17 protein-coding genes and 1 pseudogene are annotated in these 18105 nt (G+C 65.5%); 7 read left to right on the forward strand and 11 right to left on the reverse strand.

Features of this window, described 5'->3' with window-relative positions:
* The first annotated feature begins 56 nt into the window (after positions 1-56).
* The gene (locus GLP40_RS08420) at positions 57-2111 is read left to right on the forward strand and encodes a WD40 repeat domain-containing serine/threonine protein kinase (protein ID WP_154787219.1); all 2055 of its coding nucleotides are present in this window, start codon (positions 57-59) and stop codon (positions 2109-2111) included.
* Between the two features lie 652 nt (positions 2112-2763).
* Here GLP40_RS08420 and GLP40_RS08425 read toward each other — a convergent pair.
* Positions 2764-3852, reverse strand: a complete 1089-nt coding sequence (locus tag GLP40_RS08425; RefSeq protein ID WP_196054582.1) for an alpha/beta hydrolase family protein — start codon at positions 3850-3852, stop codon at positions 2764-2766.
* A 567-nt stretch (positions 3853-4419) separates the two neighbouring features.
* Here GLP40_RS08425 and GLP40_RS35025 point away from each other — a divergent pair.
* The 3 genes and pseudogenes from GLP40_RS35025 to GLP40_RS08435 all read left to right on the forward strand — a co-directional run.
* A pseudogene (locus GLP40_RS35025) lies at positions 4420-4731 on the forward strand (acyl-CoA thioesterase domain-containing protein); the annotation flags it as partial.
* 120 nt (positions 4732-4851) lie between these two features.
* Positions 4852-5238 carry a hypothetical protein gene (locus GLP40_RS34745; protein WP_328289866.1) on the forward strand — a complete coding sequence of 129 codons (387 nt, stop codon included), beginning with the start codon at positions 4852-4854 and terminating at the stop codon, positions 5236-5238.
* A 327-nt stretch (positions 5239-5565) separates the two neighbouring features.
* Entirely contained in the window at positions 5566-6006 is a 441-nt protein-coding gene (locus GLP40_RS08435; protein WP_154787222.1) for a hypothetical protein, read from the forward strand.
* A 326-nt stretch (positions 6007-6332) separates the two neighbouring features.
* On the opposite strand, the gene GLP40_RS08440 is transcribed toward GLP40_RS08435, so the two are convergent.
* Entirely contained in the window at positions 6333-7229 is an 897-nt protein-coding gene (locus tag GLP40_RS08440) for a LysR family transcriptional regulator (protein ID WP_328289867.1), read from the reverse strand.
* Between the two features lie 48 nt (positions 7230-7277).
* Between GLP40_RS08440 and GLP40_RS08445 the strand changes: the two genes are divergently transcribed.
* Both GLP40_RS08445 and GLP40_RS08450 read left to right on the forward strand, forming a co-directional pair.
* On the forward strand, positions 7278-8003 hold the full coding sequence (locus GLP40_RS08445) for an SDR family NAD(P)-dependent oxidoreductase (protein WP_328289868.1): 726 nt from the start codon (positions 7278-7280) through the stop codon (positions 8001-8003).
* Between the two features lie 72 nt (positions 8004-8075).
* Positions 8076-8999: an NADP-dependent oxidoreductase gene (locus GLP40_RS08450; protein WP_154787223.1), complete on the forward strand. Its 924-nt coding sequence runs from the start codon at positions 8076-8078 to the stop codon at positions 8997-8999.
* Between the two features lie 229 nt (positions 9000-9228).
* On the opposite strand, the gene GLP40_RS08455 is transcribed toward GLP40_RS08450, so the two are convergent.
* The 4 genes from GLP40_RS08455 to GLP40_RS08470 all read right to left on the reverse strand — a co-directional run bounded on the left by GLP40_RS08455 (position 9229) and on the right by GLP40_RS08470 (position 11225).
* On the reverse strand, positions 9229-9810 hold the full coding sequence (locus GLP40_RS08455; protein ID WP_196054583.1) for a hypothetical protein: 582 nt from the start codon (positions 9808-9810) through the stop codon (positions 9229-9231).
* Positions 9794-10195 carry a hypothetical protein gene (locus GLP40_RS08460; RefSeq protein WP_230329334.1) on the reverse strand — a complete coding sequence of 134 codons (402 nt, stop codon included), beginning with the start codon at positions 10193-10195 and terminating at the stop codon, positions 9794-9796. Before GLP40_RS08460 ends, GLP40_RS08455 begins: the two co-directional genes overlap by 17 nt.
* Before the next feature lie 183 nt (positions 10196-10378).
* Positions 10379-10810: a pyridoxamine 5'-phosphate oxidase family protein gene (locus GLP40_RS08465; protein WP_154787225.1), complete on the reverse strand. Its 432-nt coding sequence runs from the start codon at positions 10808-10810 to the stop codon at positions 10379-10381.
* A gap of 97 nt (positions 10811-10907) precedes the next feature.
* On the reverse strand, positions 10908-11225 hold the full coding sequence (locus tag GLP40_RS08470) for a hypothetical protein (protein WP_154787226.1): 318 nt from the start codon (positions 11223-11225) through the stop codon (positions 10908-10910).
* A gap of 275 nt (positions 11226-11500) precedes the next feature.
* Between GLP40_RS08470 and GLP40_RS08475 the strand changes: the two genes are divergently transcribed.
* Positions 11501-11899: a PPOX class F420-dependent oxidoreductase gene (locus GLP40_RS08475; RefSeq protein ID WP_154787227.1), complete on the forward strand. Its 399-nt coding sequence runs from the start codon at positions 11501-11503 to the stop codon at positions 11897-11899.
* Between the two features lie 204 nt (positions 11900-12103).
* On the opposite strand, the gene mhpA is transcribed toward GLP40_RS08475, so the two are convergent.
* From mhpA to GLP40_RS08500, 5 genes are read right to left on the reverse strand one after another with little or no spacing between them, the layout of a single operon-like run.
* On the reverse strand, positions 12104-13663 hold the full coding sequence (mhpA, locus tag GLP40_RS08480; protein ID WP_154787228.1) for a bifunctional 3-(3-hydroxy-phenyl)propionate/3-hydroxycinnamic acid hydroxylase MhpA: 1560 nt from the start codon (positions 13661-13663) through the stop codon (positions 12104-12106).
* Positions 13660-14016 carry a DoxX family protein gene (locus GLP40_RS08485; RefSeq protein ID WP_154787229.1) on the reverse strand — a complete coding sequence of 119 codons (357 nt, stop codon included), beginning with the start codon at positions 14014-14016 and terminating at the stop codon, positions 13660-13662. Before GLP40_RS08485 ends, mhpA begins: the two co-directional genes overlap by 4 nt.
* On the reverse strand, positions 14013-15929 hold the full coding sequence (locus GLP40_RS08490) for an acyl-CoA synthetase (protein ID WP_328289869.1): 1917 nt from the start codon (positions 15927-15929) through the stop codon (positions 14013-14015). Before GLP40_RS08490 ends, GLP40_RS08485 begins: the two co-directional genes overlap by 4 nt.
* The gene (locus GLP40_RS08495; protein WP_154787230.1) at positions 15926-16864 is read right to left on the reverse strand and encodes a fumarylacetoacetate hydrolase family protein; all 939 of its coding nucleotides are present in this window, start codon (positions 16862-16864) and stop codon (positions 15926-15928) included. The genes GLP40_RS08490 and GLP40_RS08495 overlap by 4 nt, the downstream gene beginning before the upstream one ends.
* Positions 16861-17994: a VOC family protein gene (locus GLP40_RS08500; protein ID WP_154787231.1), complete on the reverse strand. Its 1134-nt coding sequence runs from the start codon at positions 17992-17994 to the stop codon at positions 16861-16863. The genes GLP40_RS08495 and GLP40_RS08500 overlap by 4 nt, the downstream gene beginning before the upstream one ends.
* Between the last annotated feature and the right edge of the window lie 111 nt (positions 17995-18105).

An 18105-nucleotide genomic window follows, 5' to 3' on the forward strand; every position in this document is an offset into this window, starting at 1 on the left:
CGCCGGTCGACGGGGACTGCGCTAGATTCCCGCTGAGCTACACCACATTTGGTCTCATGGTGGTGATATCGGAAATGGACGGGAGTCGGGGGTTGGAGTTTCAAAGGGGGAGGGTTTTCGCTGGCTACACCATCGAACGGCTCCTGGGCACTGGCGGTATGGGAAGGGTGTATCTGGCACAGCATCCGCGGCTGGAACGGCTCGTGGCATTGAAGGTTCTCGGTAATGGCGGTCCAGTGGACGCGAAGGCTCGTGCTGCGTTCGACCGGGAGGCGGCTCTCGCCGCTCGGCTGGATCATCCCAACATCGTTGCGGTCTATGACCGCAGCGGCCCCAACGATTCAATGTCGTGGCTGTCGATGCGCTATATCGATGGCGGTGATGTGACGGCGTTGCTGGCGTCCGAGCCAGAGGGTTTGGCGGCCGAACGAGCCGTCCGGTTGATCAGCGACGCAGCACACGCCCTGGATTTCGCTCACCAGCGGGGTGTTCTTCACCGTGATGTCAAACCTGCGAACCTGCTCGTGGAGCACGACCCTCGCGGCGGCGAGCGTGCCCTGCTGAGCGATTTCGGGATCGCCCGGACCCTGGACGACACAGTTACTTTGTCCGGAATGGCAGCCAGCTTCGCCTATGTTGCGCCAGAACGGCTCACCGATCGGCCTGTTGATCATCGCGCCGACATCTACTCCCTTGGATGCACCCTATTCCAACTGCTCACTGGTCAACCGCCCTTCCCGCGCGCAGACCAGGCGGCCGTCATCACGGCCCATCTGACCGAGCCGCCCCCAGCCCCCAGCGCCCGGCGGCCAGGGCTGCCTGTTGCTCTGGACACAGTGATCGCTACCGCCATGGCTAAAGACCCAGAAGACCGCTATCCCAGCTGCGTCGCCTTCGCCGAAGACGCCGCTCGTGCTGTAAAATCCACTGCCCCAATGGCACTCGTGGTTGATCATCGGCATCATGACGGCGAGCACGAAACCTCTTCGCCGACAGTCATTCTCCCTCCGGATGCAGCTGCGAGGATCACACCCACTGTTGAGGTCCGCGCGGCGGCCGAGACACCACCATACGGACGACACCAGATCAGCCGGCGGCGACTGCTGATAGCCGGGGTGGTTGGAATCCCCGCCACTGCGGCCGGAGTGACGGGCGCACTTATCGCGTCACGGTCCGACACCCGCAAATCGCCAAGCCTGATCGCCACTCTCACTGGCCCTACCGACGCGGTCGTGTCGGTGGCGTTCAGCCCGGACGGTAGCTTGCTAGCCGCAGGTAGCTGGGACAAAACAGTGTGGTTGTGGAACGTACATACCCACCAGCCCGCCGGTCCCCCACTCACTGGCCATACCAGTGATATCAACTCGGTGGCATTCAATCCGGTCGTCGGCACAATGCTCGTGACAGGCAGCGGCGACAGAACCGCCCGGTTGTGGAACGTACACACTGGCAAACCCGACGGATCACCTCTCACCGGTCACACCGACGGTGTCACGTCGGTGGCGTTCAGCCCAGACGGTAGCTTGATTACCACTGGTAGCGGGGACAAGACAGTGCGCATATGGAATACACGCACCGGTCAACCCGACGGCCGGCCGCTTTCCTACGAAGGCCGCGTAATAATGTCGGTCGCGTTCAGTCCGGATGGCACCGAGCTGGCCACAGCCCTCGCGGACGTCGCCCCCTACGACAGGAACAATTCGGTGCCGGTGTGGAACGTGCAATCCCGTATATACGACTCGCCGCTGTTCATCGACAACACGGAAACCGTCTCATCCGTGGTGTTCAGCCCAGACGGCACCCTGCTCGCCACCGGCAGTACCGACAAGACGGTACGCGTATGGAAGCAGCGCAGCCGCGCACAGGACGGCTCACCCCTCACCGGCCACACCGATACCGTGAACTCGATAGCATTCAGCCCGGACGGCACCCTTCTCGCGAGCGGCAGCCACGACAAAACAGTTCGACTCTGGAATCTACTCACCCGCGAACCTGCCGGGACACCACTCACCGGCCACACAGACGAAGTATGGTCCGTGGCATTCAGTCCGGACGGTACTCTTCTCGCCACTGGCAGCCGCGACAAAACGGTGCGATTGTGGAAGCTTTGACAAGCTTCTGTACAAGATCGCCGATATTTCGATAATCAATTCATGAAAATGTGCCTCCTATGGTGTAGTCAGGCCATGAGACGGGCACGGACACCGTGCAATACGGGGCGCTGCTGACCGCCAAATGGGCACGGTGCATGGATCTTCCGGAAGGCCGCTGACGGGTTCGCTCAGCGCGCCATGTGGCATGTGCTGGTGGTCGTTCATCGGGCGTTGCCGAGCTACGGAGCTTTCACAGGCCAGCCGACCATCGAGAACTTCGCCAGTGTCGTTCGTGCGTCGGCAATTCACACATAATTTCCGCAAACCATCTCACCCACGAGCGGAGCTCGATATGCACCGGCACGTGCAAAAGCTAGCCCCCATGGCGACAGCGTGGATGCGGCTCTTCCGGTCATTACAGGATGTTCGTCTGCACTAGTGGCGTGTCGCTTCAAGAACGTAACAAGAATTTTTGGGCCGGTCTGCTGGTCGGGTGTGAAGGCGCGTTGTGTGTCCCATTGCCGCACTTCGAGGTTCCCGCGGCCGTCGCCAACCAGTGGAGGGTAGATATTCGTGCCCGGCACTATTTCGGCGCGAAGGTGACGGGAGCTTGCAGCGCGGTCCGGACACGGAGTGGGGCAATGGTTGTCGAGATACGCATGGCAGAAGATCACAGATGCGGAAGTATCTCGGGCTGCGCGAGTCGCTTGATGATTTCCGCGGGGCTCGTATCGCTGCGACCGAAAACAGCATCGAAATAGGCCAGTAGGCAGGAGCGTTGGAGGTCGACCGAGCGGCTTGCATCGATCGAGCCGATCGCCTCGTTCTTCACGTCTGCGCTCAGAAGGCCCGCCGTGGCCAGCGCTGACACGATCACCTGTTCGTCGGTGAGGGACATGTGCCGGGTGCCGGTGATGCGGAGGGGCAGCTTCAATCCGGTGTTGGTTACCCAATACGGTTCCCAGCCCGCGTGTCCGAACCACGGCGAGGTGTCGCTGGCAAGCATCAGCAGCGGCCGATCCAGACCGTCGGTGGAAACGGAGCCGAGTATCGGCCCGTCCAGATCGACGCCGGCGGCGACCCTCGAGTCGTCGTGCATGGTTTGAGCGGTGGTCGACCCGCCGAGAGAATGGCCGAACATGCCGACCTTTGTCAGGTCCAGATCATCGGCGAGGCGCGGCGGTAGCGCAGGACCCGCATCGGTGGAGTGTCCGGCCGCGGCAGCGAGTTGATCGAGAACGAATCGCGCATCGGCCACCCGGGTTGGGACCAACAGGTCGGGCAGGATGTCCGGCGGCGAATCCAATGGCACCGCACTGTGTTCGGTGCGCCCATCGGGGAATTGAACGGCGAACGCTTCGTGAGTGTGGTTGATGGCAACCACGACGTAGCCATGGCTGGCAAGATCTTCGGCTTGGGCGGTGCTCAACCCGGTGGTGTCGTCCATTCCTGGAGAATTCAGCAGGATCGGAAACTGCCCGCTGCCGGCTCGGGCCGGCTCATCGCTGCGGCTATGGCTGGGCGCGAGCGCCCAGCTGCCGGAAGCGACACCGCTCTGGGTGAGGTAGTAGCTCTGTTCTTCTCGACCGCCCGGCGGCATCCACGGTGCTAGAGGTGAGGAGTTGGCGTCGTCAGCTGGATACCAGATCTGCACCATCAGTTCGCGTCGGCGGCTGGGATCCCATGGATCGGCGCGATTGGCATCGATGAGATGCAATTCGGTGACGCCAACCGGATCGGGCCCGGTCGGAGCGGGCAAAGTGATCGTGATAGCCGGACCTGTGGGTGTGCCGGGGCTCGCTTCCGCGACGCCAGCGGCAGCTGTGGCAGCTATCGATGCTGCGGCAACGGCCAGAATACGACGACGTAAACCCCTGTGCTCCAACATAATTCCCCCGAGTAGGTATGGGCCTCGGTTGGCCACCATACAAGATCGGATATCGACATGGGGCCACTGATCGTCGAGTTCAGATCAAGACCCGGCGTAACCATGACTTTCGATGACCTCGCCTGCGAGGTAGTCCGCCCAACTGGCTTGGGCCACAGATCGAGCACGGCCGGTCGAACTTCCGAGGCCCCCGCTGACCGCTTTGGTCAGCGCGGTATGCGGCAAAGTAGTGCGTTCCCGGCGCGGAGCCGATGACTTGGCGGTGTACGCAGACTGCGAGTCGATCGTCTTCGTGTCTGTTCCGGCGAGGTGCTACAGCATCCGGATTTCGTTGTGTTGCAAGGCGTTCAAGTCGGCGCAACAACGAGATATTGAAACGTGTTCTAGTATGGCGATACGCATCGTAGCGATACAGAACGTGGCAGGTAGGGGCGCGAGATGTCGAATGCTGATGAGTTGCCAACCGGGTTCTTCGAATCTCTCGACGATGGGTTCGTTGCACTCGAAGCAGCACGAGGGCCGTGGAGACCCGACTCGATCGGCGGCCAAGCCCTGACCGCGCTCGCGGCCCGGGAACTGGAACGACACTGTCCGATCGAGTCGTCCGGATGTCGCCTCACCCTCGACTTCATCAGACCCACCACCTTCGACGCGATCCAAGCACGGACCGAACTCATCCGATCGAGCACGCGATTGGCGCTCCTACATCTGGACCTGCTCCAGTCCGATCACGTCGTTGTCCGAGCATCGGCGCTGTTCGTGCGTCCATTAGAGACGGACCAGGCCGACGGCAATGCCTGGACACCCGCCCTGGACTTCTCCCGTCCTGGCATCGTTGTGAGTCCTCCGGAGGCAACTACACCGGCCTCGATGATCAGCAGCGCGGGATATCCCGACGACTGGTCGGCCGACTTCGCCGACCACCGAAACAACGCCCGCAAACGGATGTGGACCGCCACGATGATCCCCGCCGTCGCAGGTGAGAAAGCAACCCCCTTCACACGTGTCGCCACCCTGGCCGAGGCCACGAGTTTCGTCACCAACTGGAGCGGGGACGGCGTGCCCTTCATCAATGCCGATGTCACTCTGAACCTGTGCCGCATGCCTGAATCCGATGGATTGGGTTTGGAATCGAACGGTCAGCATGCGGCACACGGCGTAGCAGTGGGTTCCGCTACGCTCTATGACGAATTCGGCGTCCTCGGAGTCTCTTCCGTTACCGCAGTGGCCAACACCCAACGCCGGGTTCGCTTCTAGCACTCACGCGAGACTCCACGGATGCACTCATCGATGATGGTGCGTTTGGCCGACCGCGGCTCGACGCAACCCGTTGATCCTCCGCCACCTCGCCCCGGTCGGCTCGGTCAGCGCGGTATGCCGCGAGACACTGCGCGGCGATGACCGAGCCGCAGGTGTTCCGGCTGCGCGAATCGGTGTACACGACAACATGCCCCAGGAAGGTGGTTACAGCTGATGTCTCCGGCGGCGGCGCGGTAGGCCAGCAAGTGGCGCTCTGCGCTCGGACCGGCCAATCGGGGCCGGTGCGCAAGAAGCGAAAGCGTCAGGCGTGCTTATGATCTCGCCATGACGTATGCATTGTATGCCTGGGGGAACTTCATCGACGAAGTCGGTTTGGACCGGGACCCCGGCTGGCTCGACGCAGCGCTGCTGCGGGGCGAGCGGGACGTCGTCAGCGAGGAACTGATGATCGGGGATACCGAGACGCTGCGGGTGGACGGACCGGGCACGATCTTCACCGTCGACGGGCAGCGGGTCGAGGGTCGCGACCTGGTGGGACGCGATCTGGGCGACGCGCGCTGGCAGGTGGCGCAGATCCTGGTGGCCACCGACGGGACCCACGAGGATGCACTGCGGGTCATGGCGGTGGTCGAGGAGGATGGCGACTACGCGACCGATACGGCGCCACAGCACAATCCGGTCGGTGTCGGCGAGGTCGTGACCTTGTGGTCCGACGAGCATGGCCAGTGGGATCTGGCCCTGGTCCGCCGCGCTGTCACGGGCTGACGTTCACCACTGCCACCGCAGTGATCTCGATGTGAGGCATTACCGACCCGGCCGGCATGCGCCAGCCGGACCGCAGACGCTCCACCAGCAAGAACAACTTGGTGATGCGGTCCCAGAGTTGATGTGGCCCAACGGCTCTCCGGTCGCCGTGCGTTCGCATGACGCGCCCAAGCAGCCCCGGAACACGCTCGCTGGTGACGTCCGAATTCCCCGATAGCCGACATCAGGATTCACCGGCCGGCATTTGCGGATGTATGCCGAATCCGGATGTATTCCGAAAGATTGGTGATGCTCGATACGGCGGGCGAACAGTGGTGTCGACCTGGTTAGAGGCGTGTCGCGGTGTGGACGAGGTCGGCAACGGCTTTGGATCTGCTGTGTGGTGGCCAAGCGATGACGGTCGTGACGGCCGGTGCGTCTGGCACGGGCACGACGGCATGATCGTCGCGTAGCTGGGTTCGCAGCGACTCGGGCACGACCGCGCAGGCCAGTCCGAGCGCGATCAGTTGGAATAGTTGGGTATGGTCGCGCACCTGCGGGCCGGGGCCGTCCGGATAGCTGCCATCCCGTCCAGGCCAGCGCGGCAGGGGCGGGTTCGTCAGGGTGTTGACCTCGGCCAACGGCACATGCTTCCGGTTGGCGAGGGGATGACCCGCAGGCAGGACCACGACCTGCTGTTCGGTGTGCAGATCCTCGGTGTCGAATCCGGCTGTCGTGTCGTAAGGCCGGTGGAGCAGAGCAACGTCGGCACGCCCGTTGCGTAGCAGATTTTCCGGCTGGCCTGGCCCGCACAGCATCACCTCGACTGCCACGGCGCCCGGTTCGGCGGCGTAGGCGTGCAGCAGCTTCGACAACAGTTCGCTGGACGCTCCGGCCTTGGTGGCCAGCACCACACCGGGCTGGTCGGCCGCGGCACGGCGGGTTCGCCGCTCGGCGGCTTCGACCGCGTCGAGCGCGGTCCGGGCCTCCCGCAGCAGCACCGCCCCGGCCTCGGTCAAGGCGATGGCGCGAGCGGTGCGGTGCAGCAGGACGACTCCGAGCCGCCGTTCGAGCTGCTGGATGGCTCGCGATAGTGGTGGTTGCGCGATCGCGAGCCGTTGTGCAGCCCGCCCGAAGTGCAACTCCTCGGCGACGGCGACGAAGTATCGCATCTCCCGCGTCTCCACCAGGTCATGGTATCCGGCGATGACCACGACCAATACCCGTGCGGTATCGCCGCCCACCCGATCGGTCTTGGACGCTGCACCCGGAGCCGCAGCAGGATCGGCGATGTGAGTGAACAGACGATTGCGCTGGTGACCGGCGCGAACAAGGGAATCGGATACGAGATCGCCGCTGGCCTGGGCGCGCTCGGCTGGCGAATCGGTGTAGGCGCGCGCGATCGGCAACGCCGCGACACCGCGGTGGAGAAGCTGCGCGCGGCCGGGACCGATGCGTTCGGTGTGCCGCTCGACGTGACCGACGACGCAAATGTGGCCGCGGCGGCCGAATTGATCGCCGACCATGCCGGAGGGCTCGATGTTCTGGTCAACAACGCCGCGATCACCGGCGGTTCGCCGCAGACACCGACCACGCTCGATCCCGCGACCGTGCGAGCTGTCGTGGAAACCAACGTGATCGGGGTCATCCGGGTCACCAACGCGATGCTGCCGATGCTGCGCGCCTCGGCCTCACCGCGGATCGTCAACATGTCCAGCAGCGTCGGCTCGCTCGCCCTGCAAACCACACCCGACATCGACATGGGCCCGGTTCCCGCCGCCTACTTGGCCTCGAAGACCTTCCTCAACGCCCTCACTATCCAATACGTCAAGGAACTGGGTGATACCAACATCCTGATCAACTCCGGCTGTCCCGGTTTCACCGCCACCGACCTCAACGGCTTTCGCGGCGTCCGTACACCGCAAGAGGGTGCGGCCATCGCGATTCGCCTCGCGACCCTGCCCGGCGACGGACCGACCGGCGGATTCTTCGACGACGCCGGAACGGTGCCCTGGTGACGGGCACACCGGCGCCACCATTCCCGTTCTCGAGATCAGCCGCGCGTCACACATCGGAGGACAAGAAAGACCATGGCAAAGGCAGTCAGATACGACGAGTTCGGCGGAATCGAGGTCTTGCGGGTCGACGATGTCGACCGCCCCGTACCCGACGACGGGCAGGTCCTGGTTCGGGTCAAGGCGGCAGGCATCAACCCTGGTGAGGCGGCCATTCGAACCGGCGCGATGGCCGGCATCTTTCCCTCGACGTTTCCGTCCGGGCAAGGCAGCGATCTCGCCGGGGTTGTCGCCGAGGTCGGTGTCGGAGTCGACCGATTCTCGGTCGGCGACAAGGTGATCGGGTTCTCCGAGAAGCGGGCCGCCCAGGCCGAGTTGGTCCTGGTCGACGTCGACAACCTCACACCCAAACCGAACGGCGTCCCTTGGGAGGTGGCCGGCGGCTTGTACGTCGCCGGGGTGACCGCTTGGGGGGCAGTACATTCCGTGCAACTCGACAAGGGGGAGACCGTTGTCGTCTCCGCAGCAGCCGGAGGAGTCGGCTCGCTCGCCGTTCAGCTCGCTCGCCGTGCCGGAGCCACGGTCATCGGCCTCGCGAGCCATCACAACCACGAGTGGCTGCAAAGCCACGGCGTGATCCCGGTCGCATACGGTGACCGCGCCCTCGACCGGATCGAGGCCGCCGCACCGGGCGGCATCGACGCCTTCATCGACACCCACGGCGGCGGGTACGTCGAACTGGCCCTTGCCCTCGGCGTCGCGGTCGAGCGGATCGACACCATCGCCGATTTCGCAGCGGCCGCGAAGTACGGAGTCAAGACCGAACCCGGAACCAACGCCAGGCCGGGCGCCGAGGTACTCGCCGAATTGGCCGCCCTGATCGCCGAGGGACACCTCGAAGTTCCTATCGCGAACGTCTACCCGTTGGCACAGGTCCGCCGGGCCTACACCGAACTCGAACGCCGACACACTCACGGCAAAATCGTGCTCGAGCCCTAACCTGTACCAACACAATGCAGCCCGCTCCAAGAACCGCAGGATGAATCCCGTCGGGACTGTCCAGTCGGCCACCCTGGGGACCGCTACAACCCGACGACACATCCGATATTCGGCAGCACCGTGCGTTCCGCCGACGTCGAAGACCTAGAGCTCGTTGATCTTTCGAGGCGCCGCGCTGGCCGGTTCGGTCAGCGCGGTATGCGGCAGATTAGTGCGTTCTGCCGGACCGTCAGCGTGGAGCGGTGTTAGTGGTGAAGAGGTCCCTGACCGGCTCTCTGGCCTCCCACCCGTCGAACATCGGCTCACGGGAGCCGGATTCAGGACCGCTGCGGCCATTCGCAGAGCCTCCGACCACCCAACCCGGCACTTCTTCGGATGTCACAACGAACAGGTTCTCCCACCGCTTCAGATCGCGTCCGAGAACCCTCGTGACGGTTGCATACACGTCACCGTCGGTCACCATGGCGATGTCGATGCCGGTCAACCTATTCGGCAGGCATACAAAGTCGGCGGGCTTGAACAGAACTTCGATGCGGGGCTCGTCAGCGGAGCCGCCCCAGCTGCGCAGCAATAGCCCGGTATGCCCCGGACCCCATTGCCAAACCTCGAAGGTGCGCGAACTCGCGAAAACATGCATGGAGAGATCTTCGTGCCACCGCGACCACCATCGGGCAACGACCCGGATGCGGCCGGGCCGTTGATCATCGAGCCCCTTCGGATCGGCATGAACGGCTGACCATTGCCTCACTGCGCTGGCCGGTGTGGTCAGCGCGGGAAGCAGCATGAGCAGATGTTCAGCCGACAGTTTCACGTTCTGCAAGGAATCGATCGAGCAGGTCGAACAGCACTTCGAGGATGCGGATTTCCTGCCCGGGACTGAGATCTGTGACAAAGTCCCACTCGGGCAGCGCGATCTGCTTGATCAAAACAGGCCAGGCGAAGCTGCTCTGGCGACGAAGGTGATTGGCGACAAGCCAGTCACGGAAGCCATCCAGTCCTGCACCGCCCGACCGACGCGCGGCGTAGTCGTAACCGTCGAGGAAGCACGTCACGCCACGAACACTTGTGAAGCCGATGAACAAGCCTGGGCGCGCAGCGAACTGACGGAGGTATTCACGTTCGGTGAGGCTGTTCGGGTCCATCGGCTTCGGCTCGATCTCTCTTGCTCGCCGGGCGAAGTGAGTATCGATGTCCATGGGTTTCTCCATTCCGCGAGTTCACCATGCCGACGGTGACCGTGGATACATGAGAGCTCGCCACTGCCAGTCCACCCCGGACGCAGCGCAGCGCACCGAACTCAGCATGTGCGTGCTCCCGCCAGCCGGGCCCGCAGCTGGTTCTGAACGCCCGGGTCGCGGCAGAATAGTGCGTTCGTCCCATCAAACGCTGGCAACCGCAGTGATCTTGCGCGGGGCGATCGCAACTACCACTCTCCCCCGAGCCATCGCACGATCAACCGCCCCCGGCGCGACAGTGTTGTCGATGTACTTGGCCTGAATACGCCGAGTCCAGGTCTCATCCGGATCTACCGAGACGGTCGCATCCCCGACCAGCCGCACCTGCTTGTTCGGCCGTTCGCCGTCGGCGCGCAGTTCGGCCTCGACGTCGATCACCAACCCCACCTTGGGATTCCGCATGATCCTGCCCAGATGCGGACGGCCTGGATAACTGGTCAGGTAGATACGCCCGTCCTCCCACAAGAACCAGATCGGGGTGACGTGGGGATACCCTTGCGAGTCGATCGTCGACAGATGCGCGACGACATCCAGACCCAGTAGCTCCCCGATCTCGGCGACTTCCAGACGGCGCATGATGTCTGGACACTACCTGCCGTCGTGTCATCGGCAGAATAGGATGTCCTGGGCCGCAGTTGGTCTCGCTGCCCGCCACGCGCGCTGGCCGGTTCGGTCAGCGCAGTACGCGGCAGATGAGTGCGTTTCCGCGGGTGGCCTCGGTACGTGGCGGTGACGGGCGGCGGGTCAGCTCACCGTAGTCAGGGCGGGGGTTGCCAGGCGCCGACCGCGACGCGGTCAGGCTGCCCGCGACCCGGTCGACGAGGACCGGGACCGCGATGAGCCCCAGCGGAACCACCAGGCCGACGATCTGCCAGCGTTCGGCGACCGGCTTGCCGGGCGATAGCGTCCTCTCGGCCGAAACGGCATGTGCAGCTTGCTGATCCGAGCGCGATCCTGCGGGAGCGATCTGAAATCCAGCAACGCTGGACAAGCCATTGAGACGAATGTTAACGTCGCTCCAGTTTCTAGCTCCGCTAGACTTTGGGAAGGGGGGCCGAAAATGCTCATTGGCACCGGTTCATTGCCATTGCCGGACTGCGCCGCGCTGATCCTGTTCTGATCTCAGGGCACGGGTTGGGCAGTGCCGCCGAACCGCCGACGCAAGACGCGCGGGACGCGGCAGGCAACAGCGTGCGCTTCCCGCCCAACAACTTCCGGATGATCGCCGGGGCACACCTGATATCGAATCACTGAGGAGTAACTGACATGACCTTCACCATCAACGAACTACAGTTCCTCGCGGAGGCCGGGATCGGTCGGCTGGCCACGGTCTCGTCCGACGGCGTTGTGCAGAACAACCCGACCAGCTATCGGGTGAACGCCGACGGCACGATCGACATCGGGGGCATGCGGATGCGTGCCAGCCGAAAGTACCGCAATGTCGAGGCGGGCAGCCGGGTATCGTTCGTCATCGACCAACAGGTTTCATTGGAGCCGTATGTGATTCGCGGCATCGAGGTACGCGGCACGGCAGAGGCGCTCGATGACGAGGAGCCACCGTTCCAACCCCAGGAACGCGCGGTCATCCGAATTCACCCCGAACGGGTCATCTCCTGGGGCATCGACGGCGGATCCTTCGACTTCACCAGTCGCGGCGTCGACTAGTCAGCCATCGTGGGCGATCCCGTAAGAAAGGCCGTCACCGGCCATCCGGTAGTGCACGGAATCGACCACGTCGGCGAGTGAGACCGGCCACCACGACATCGGTTACGTCGACCTTCGGTACGTAGTGGGGATCTGATCCAGCAGGACCATCGATCACTGACGGCACAATTCCCCTGCACCTGACGAAATGTTCGTGAGTGTGGCTCAGTCGGTTCCTTCCGGTGACGCCGAGCTGGTGTGTGCCCGCCGCGCGCTCGGCGCGAACCGCGGAAGCGATGCGCACAGGGCCGACGGAGTTCCCGCGCAGTTCTGCACGGTGCCGTCCGGCCGAACCAGGACGGCGACCGCGCGGGCACGGCGAAGCCAGTGATGCAGTGCCGTACCCGGCTCGGGGCGCAGCACCGCACCGCCGCGTTGTTCCACGATCGTGCGGTCGCGTGGCGACAGGTCGAGCGTCGTGATGACGGCGTAGCGCCCCGCGATGATGTCGTCGACTCGCAGCCCCTCGGCCAGTCGCTCGTTCGGGATCAATCGGCCGGCCAGACCCCGCCGTATCCGCGGTGCGGCCACCAACGCGGAACGGTGCAGAGGCGGGGATTCGCCGCTGGTGACCATTCGGGTGAGTCCGGGCATCAGGTGCAGTCGCGGCGCGATGAGGTCGCGCAGCCGGTTGCCCAGTTCGCCGCCTTCGGTCATCGTCACACCGGTGACTTTCGCCAGCCGGATCATCGCGCGCGCGTGCGGTTTTCGCTCGGGTTCGTAGGTGTCGAGCACACTGTCGGGCAGCTCGCCGCGCAGCACTCCGGCCAGCTTCCAGCTGAGGTTGGCGGCATCGCGCAAACCCGCGCCCATGCCTTGCCCGACGAACGGCGGCGTGAGGTGGGCAGCGTCGCCGAGCAGGAAGACGCGCCCGCTGCGCCACCGGTCGGCCAGCTGTGCGCGGAAGGTGTATTCCGCGACCCGCACCAATTCCAGTCCCTCGCGGTCGGTTTCCTCGAGCCACGGTGCGAGCAGCGGCCACAGTCGGGCGAGATCAGGGTAATCGGCGGCGGTCTCGCCGGGCCGCAATCGAAATTCCCAGCGGTAGCGGGTCCCGCCGATGCGCATATAGGTCGCTGCGCGCCTCGGGTCGCAGACCTGGTGCACGCCTTCCCAGTGTCCCGGTTCGGCCGTCGTGGCGATGTCGACGACCAGCCAGCGCTGCTCGAATCGCAGGTCCTGCATGCGTGCGCCGATCGCGTCGCGCACCAGGCTGTTCGCGCCGTCGCACCCCAGGACATAGTTCGCCCGAACGGATTCAGCGCGCCCAGTGATCCGATCATCGAAATCTACTCGAACACAACCATTTTCCGACTTGACGGCGGCGACTTCCACGCCGCCTCGCAGCGTCACGGCCGGGTAGCGCTCGAGGTTGGCGCGCAGCAGCGCCTCGAGCTCCGGTTGGTCGAACAGGTTGGCCTCCGGGAACCCGTTGCGTCCCCCGGTCGGATCGCGATCGAATTGCGCCAGCACCCGATGACTCGGATCCACCAGGCGCAGCCCCAGCGCGGGCCGGGTGATCGCATCGAATTCCTCGCCGATACCCAGACATTCGACGATCCGCCGGATCTCACCGTCGAGGTGGACCGCGCGCGGCTGCGGGTAGACGCCCTCCCACCGCTCCAGCACCAGCGATTCGATGCCGTACTGCGCGAGCAGCGTGGCCGCGGTGAGCCCGGCCGGACCCGCACCGACGATCACGACCGGAATTGTCGGTGAGCTCATGAGGGCTCACCCGTCAACGTGAGAACGTATGCCGCGACCGCCAGCGCCGTACCGGCGGCAGGCGCGACTTCCGTTGTACCGTCACCGTTTCGGAGGTGGCTCGCGGCCGCACCGGCCATCAACATGACCAGTCCGATCCCTGCCGCCCTGCCGATCGCGGGCCGGACCGGCCCCAGCAGTACTCCGCCGGCCGCGGCGATCTCGACCGCGCCGATCCAGCGATAGGCGGCTGTCGAGTACCCGAGATGCTCCGCGCGTTCGCGCATTGACGCGACAGCCGCGAGCTTGGCCGCCCCCAGGGACAGGAACTCGGCCGCCAGCACGCCCGCGAGCACTTTCGACACGGTTTTCATCGCCGCACCTCGACATTCCAGTCGATCGCATAGCGACCCAGGACCGCCTCGACCGTGCCGCGCTCGGCATCGGAGTCGAGCGTGACGGTGGCGGCGATCGCGCCGTCCTCCACCGCGGTGGCGACACCTGCGACTCCGGAGAGCGTGGCGAGCGCGTCGAGCAGTTCACGGCGGGTAGCATCCGCGCGCAGACCCAGCTTGTATGGCTTGCCGACATCCGTGACGGGCAGCGCGTCGAGGATGGTGACCGTCTTGGGCGCGGCGGCGCGCTCATGTACCCGTTGGGCGGCCCACGCCACCAGTTCGCGCTCGGTGACATCGGCGCCCGTGGTCAGCGCGACATAGGCGACGGGGATCTCGCCGGCGTGCACGTCCGGTCGGCCGACCGCCCCGGCCGCACTGACCTGCGGGTGGCTCAGCAAGGCGTCCTCGATGCTCGCGGGGTCGATATTGTGGCCGCCGCGGATGATGAGATCCTTTGCGCGACCGTGCAAATGAATGAAACCGTCGTCGTCGATGTGGGCCAGATCGCCGGTGCTCAGCCAGCCCTCGACCAGGGTGCCCAGACCGTCGAGGCGATAGCCGTGTTCGTCACGGCCGGCCACGTATCCGGCGAAAACCGTGGGGCCGCTGATGACCAACATGCCGGTCTCTCCCGCGGGCAGTCGCTCCCACGGCCCGTCCTCGGCCGTGCGGACGACCGCGACCTGCTGGTAGGGCATACGCTGCCCCACCGCGCCGATTCGGTGAGCTTCGGGGAAGCTGCGCGCGGTCGCGCAGGTGGCCTCGGTGAGGCCGTATCCCTCCACCAGAGTGATCCCGGTATGCCCCTGGAAATCCTCACGAACCGCGAGCGGCAGCGGCGACGCGCCGACCATCGCATAGCGCAAGCTCGAGATATCGGCATCGATCGGGCACTGGGCCAACACCGCGTACACCGTCGGCACCGCGCTCATCGCGGCGATCCGGTAGTGCGCCACGATATTCCAGAACTCCGCGTACAGCGCGAGGTCCCGGTACCCCAGCGGACCGGCCCACACCACCGAATGACCACGGAACAGCGGCGCGAGCAGGGTCACGACCAGCGCGTTGACGTGGAACAGCGGCAGCGCGGCGAAGATCACCGACTCCTCGTCGAACAGGGAGTTGGCGGCGATCATCCACGCGTTGGCGACCTCGCCGCAATGGCGGTGCGCGGCAAGCTTCGGCACCCCGGTCGTCCCGCCGGTGTGAAACAGCGCCGCCAGATCCGAGGCAGCCGGCGGCTTTCCGCGAAAACGAGTCGAATCCTGGTCGGCGGCCAGGGCATCGAGGTAGCCGACCCTGAGGTCCGCGATCGTAGGCAGTGCCGGTGGCAGCGCCGGGGCGGAGGTCGGACGCACCACCAGCAGGGCATCCAAGAAACCGCGGGCGGCCAGTTCCCGTGCGGCGACCCAGGTGTCGGGGGCGAGCTCCGGGCCGGCGGTGATCAGGACCCGTGCACCCGAGCGGCGCAGCAGTTCGGCGATGTGATCATGTGACAGGCCGCCGTTGATCGGCGCGGCGATGCCCGCCAGCTGTGCGGCCAGAGTCGCCGGGATGAGCTCCGCGCAGTTGGGTGCGATGAGCGCGACCGCGTCGGTGCGGCGCACCCCCAACTCGTGCAGCAGGTTCGCGTACCGGTGGACGTCGGCCAGCAGTTGGGAGTAGCTGCGCCGCAATGGTTCTCGCCAGCGTGTTGCCTCCGGAAGCACAGTGAGCGCGATACGTTCGGGCCATCGCGCCGCCGCCCGGGTGAGCAGGGCGTAGGTCGATTCGGGCAGACCACGTGCCGCGAGGGGCACCGCTTCGATGTCCGCCAGGTCCTCCGGGTCGGCGTAGCGGGGCCACAGCAGTTCCTCGGAGGCGGTCGCGAGGGTCGCGTTGTCGGTCACCGCGCGTGCCTCACGACCGTGCGCTGGCGCCCCAGGTCGATGGCGCCGTCATCGGTGCCGATCGCGGCCTCGACCACGTCCCCGTCCTTCAGATACTTCGGATTCTTGGCCTGGCCTTGGAAGAACAGCTTCCACTTGACCTTCGGCGGCAGCAGCGAGGCGATGATCTCCACCGCCTTCGGCGGTGCGCTGATCGCGGTGCCGACCGGGGTGCCGGTGAGCAGGAGGTCCCCGGAGTCCATCCGCTGGAACCGGGTCAGCGCGGCCAGCGTCTCGACGGGCCGGTAGATCATGTCCGCGACCGTCATGTCCTGGCGCGCTTGACCGTTGACCCACAGTCGCAGCCGCAGGTCGCCGAACCGCGTCAGCTCGTCGGCGTCCAGCAGCACCAGCGCCGGTCCGACCGGAGTGAAGGTGGGGTACGACTTCGCCTCGTAGAACTGGGTTTTCGGCAACTGGACATCGCGCGCGGAGACATCGTTCGTGATGACCAGCCCCGCGATGTAGTCCGCGAGGTTCTCCGCCGTGACGTCCGAACCGACGGGCATGTCGCGGCCGAAGACGAGGCCGATCTCCACTTCGTAGTCGAGAAGTCGCACGTGGGCGGGCCGGATGACATCGTCGTAGGGCCCGCTGATCGATCCGGACGACTTCCGGAAGAACGTCAGCGGCACCGACTCGGGGTCCATGCCCGAGTCCTGTACGTGCGAGGCGAAGTTCGTCATCTGCGCCACCACACGACACGGCGCGGTCACCGGCGAAATCAGCGACAGACCGTCCACTGCGACGACGTCCGCGCCGGCTGCCGCGGCGGCGATCGCGTCACGATCGGCCAGTAGTTCCCGCGTGGTCGTCGCCGCGGTGTCGATGCGGGCCGCGCCCGCAGGGGTCTGCACCCACCAGGCGTCGGCGGTGCGGAGTACGGATGTGCTCATGAGTTGGCCACTTTCAACAGGCCGCGCAGGCGGCGGAGATCGAATTCGTTGTCCCGGCGCAGCGCGCCGACGATCGCGCGCAGTTCGCGCAGCGATTCGACACCCGGCTCGAGGCCGAGGAAGTCCTTCGTCGCGGGCGGGCCCCACTGCGCCAGACCGGAAGCGCTCATCGGCGCCCAGCCAGGCTCGAGCGTGCAGTCGAACATGTCGCCGTCGCTGAAATGCTCGACCATGAAGCCGTCGGGATCGCGCCAGTAGTCGAAGATCTGGCTGCCCTGAATATGGCGTCCGATCCCCCACGATCGGCGATAGCCCTGCTCGCGCAGGTATTCGCCACCGGCCGCGAGCGCGTCCAGGTCGGCGACCTGATACGCGGAGTGCACATATCGGTTGGACGGCCCGAGCGTCAGCGCGAGCGTGTGGTGATCGGCGGGCACCGCGCCCCGGTCGCAACGGATGAAGCTCATGACGGGTCCGCGCTCACGCTGGCCCGGATAGTAGAGGAAATCGCTGACGATCAGGCCCAGATTCCGCAGGTACCAGTCGAGGGTCTCCCGGTACCTCGTCGTCTGGAACACGACATGCCCGAGTCGCTGCACGCGCGCCGGTGCCCGCGGCGGTCGCTGGGTGGCATTGGCCCGCACCAAGTCGTGCCCGAAATTGAACAGGTGCGGCTGCTGGGCCGGCAAGGACGCCAATTCGTGGGTCCCGGCGACCACCCGCACCCGCAGGCGGCTCGGATCCGCGAGATCGACGGTCAGTCCGCCCAATGCTTCCGGCAACGGCACGGGCCGCGCGCCGGTCGCCTCGGCCAGCCGCCGCAGATCGGCGGCATCGGCGGCGCGGAAGGCCGGACCGACGAAACGCGAGCGGGCCGCGCGGCGGATGAGCACGCAGGGTGAGCCGGGATCCGTCCCGCGCAGCTGCAACCCGTCGGCCGTTCGCAGCGCGGTCGCGAAGCCGAAGGCGTGGGCGAAAGCCTCCGCTCGGTCCAGATCGGGCTTCTCGAACTCCAGCCAGGCCAGATCGAGCACCTTGACCACGGGATTGCGTGCCCGGCCGGAATGCTCGCCCGCCGATGCCCCGTGTTCGCTGTGCACCCCGCTGTGCACATCGTGATGGCCGCTCATCGACCACTCCCTTCACTTGCTGACGATATCGTCACTTACGAGAAGGGCCTCAGTCAAGCATGTCTGACGATTCCGTCAATATTGATCCGGGCGGCTACGATGAATCGGAAG

The organism is Nocardia aurantiaca, assembly GCF_009708175.1.
Classification (GTDB): domain Bacteria; phylum Actinomycetota; class Actinomycetes; order Mycobacteriales; family Mycobacteriaceae; genus Nocardia; species Nocardia aurantiaca.

Bases quoted from the DNA above. Each gene is read 5' to 3' on its own strand.
- GLP40_RS08420 (WP_154787219.1), top strand. From the start codon at position 57: ATGGTGGTGATATCGGAAATGGACGGGAGTCGGGGGTTGGAGTTTCAA.
- GLP40_RS34745 (WP_328289866.1), top strand. From the start codon at position 4,852: ATGATCAGCAGCGCGGGATATCCCGACGACTGGTCGGCCGACTTCGCC.
- GLP40_RS08435 (WP_154787222.1), top strand. From the start codon at position 5,566: ATGACGTATGCATTGTATGCCTGGGGGAACTTCATCGACGAAGTCGGT.
- GLP40_RS08450 (WP_154787223.1), top strand. From the start codon at position 8,076: ATGGCAAAGGCAGTCAGATACGACGAGTTCGGCGGAATCGAGGTCTTG.
- GLP40_RS08460 (WP_230329334.1), bottom strand. From the start codon at position 10,195: ATGGACATCGATACTCACTTCGCCCGGCGAGCAAGAGAGATCGAGCCG.
- GLP40_RS08465 (WP_154787225.1), bottom strand. From the start codon at position 10,810: ATGCGCCGTCTGGAAGTCGCCGAGATCGGGGAGCTACTGGGTCTGGAT.
- GLP40_RS08475 (WP_154787227.1), top strand. From the start codon at position 11,501: ATGACCTTCACCATCAACGAACTACAGTTCCTCGCGGAGGCCGGGATC.
- mhpA (WP_154787228.1), bottom strand. From the start codon at position 13,663: ATGAGCTCACCGACAATTCCGGTCGTGATCGTCGGTGCGGGTCCGGCC.
- GLP40_RS08485 (WP_154787229.1), bottom strand. From the start codon at position 14,016: ATGAAAACCGTGTCGAAAGTGCTCGCGGGCGTGCTGGCGGCCGAGTTC.
- GLP40_RS08495 (WP_154787230.1), bottom strand. From the start codon at position 16,864: ATGAGCACATCCGTACTCCGCACCGCCGACGCCTGGTGGGTGCAGACC.
- GLP40_RS08500 (WP_154787231.1), bottom strand. From the start codon at position 17,994: ATGAGCGGCCATCACGATGTGCACAGCGGGGTGCACAGCGAACACGGG.